This window comes from Nocardia sp. NPDC058497 (assembly GCF_042720195.1).
Lineage (GTDB): Bacteria > Actinomycetota > Actinomycetes > Mycobacteriales > Mycobacteriaceae > Nocardia.
The window spans coordinates 1-1,332 of record NZ_JBHXMY010000981.1 but is presented as its reverse complement, the minus strand read 5'-3'; the positions used below and the strand labels follow the sequence as shown (position 1 = coordinate 1,332).

The 1,332-nt window shown below is 61.3% G+C and carries 2 protein-coding genes; both read right to left on the bottom strand.

Features of this window, described 5'->3' with window-relative positions:
• On the bottom strand, positions 1-297 hold a 297-nt coding region (locus ACFWPJ_RS33045; RefSeq protein ID WP_378857485.1), incomplete at its 3' end, for a M20/M25/M40 family metallo-hydrolase.
• 440 nt (positions 298-737) lie between these two features.
• Positions 738-1,160 carry a DUF6262 family protein gene (locus tag ACFWPJ_RS33040; protein ID WP_378857483.1) on the bottom strand — a complete coding sequence of 141 codons (423 nt, stop codon included), beginning with the start codon at positions 1,158-1,160 and terminating at the stop codon, positions 738-740.
• Between the last annotated feature and the right edge of the window lie 172 nt (positions 1,161-1,332).

The window sequence follows — 1,332 nt, the reverse complement described above, 5'->3', positions numbered from 1 at the left end:
GTGGGGATGCGTCTTTTTGTTATTAGTTTCTTTTGTTGTGGTCGCCGCCCGGTTCTCAAATTGGTTGTTAAACAGAACGCTCACGTGCGTTGAGTCCAGGAGCAACTCAACGGCCGCGACTAGCTGCACTATTCCGGCCTTCATATCGAAGATACCTGGGCCGACGGCGATGTCACCTGTGATCGAAAACGGCCACTGCGCAACCGTGCCGAGCGGCCACACAGTGTCGAAATGGCCCAGCAGCAACACCTTCGGCTCACGGGCCTCGGCCAGCAGGTGAACATGATCATCGACCATCACTCGACGCACCGGTCGCTGGAGCGCCGATGTCAGCCAGGGTTGCAGCACGTCAGCACACGACACGAGAGCGTCAGGCGAGTTCGAGGGGGACTCGCAGTTCACGAGCTGTTCGAGCCGGTCCAGCATAATCGGTTGGAGATCGTGAGCCGAACGGAGAAGGTTGCTACCACTGCTCGACAATTAGATCCTCCACAAGTCGCTGACTGCGGGACACTATGCCCGCCAAGCTGTTTCGACGAGTTCGGCAGACCGCCCCCCTCATTCCACCCTTCCACAACTGCGCCGGCGAGGAAACAACTTGGCAGCGGAATGTACTGGACGTATCCGACCGGGCCATTCAAAGCGAAGCTTGCATGAAGGTGACAATCTCAGGCATCTAGCCGGACTGAGGCATTTGCCAAATCAGCCCGAATTCTGCCGAGGGCGGCCCCTTTTCGTCAGCGTTGCCGATTCATGTTGGTGAACAGATCCCTGTTCGCGGCGCGGGCAGCGTCGAGTTCTTGGTCGCGTTCCTCGAGTTGGCCGGTGAGCTCGACCACCTGCTGTTCGAGCATGGTGATGCGCCGCTGGAGCTGATCGATGTCGGTGGGCGCGCCGAGCCCGGATTCTCGCCATGCCTGCTCACCCATAAGGGCCGATAGCCTCCGTTCCAGCTGTTGGTTGTGGCCGGCCAGGCGGGCAATGCGAGCTTGAGCGTTGGCGAGGTCGGCCTTCAACGATTCCCGTGTCACCGAGGTTGTGTTCGCGGTTCCCGCAGACGGTGCGGCCTGGGCGGTGTGGATCTGCGCGAGCAGGTCCTGGTGTCGATAGAGGAATGTGCGGTCGACACCTGCGGCTCGCGCGATCGCCGAGACACTGATTTAGGCTCCGTCGGCGTGGGCGGTGTTGAGTGCCTTGATGACCCGCTGTCGGCGCCGGGCGGAGTCCGCGCGGCGACCCTCGATCATGGGATTGGCCATCGGGTCACGCCTCTCGATCGGGTCTGATGTCAGGGAGCGGCTGACGAATCCGAGGGGTTCCGAGGCCGACTAC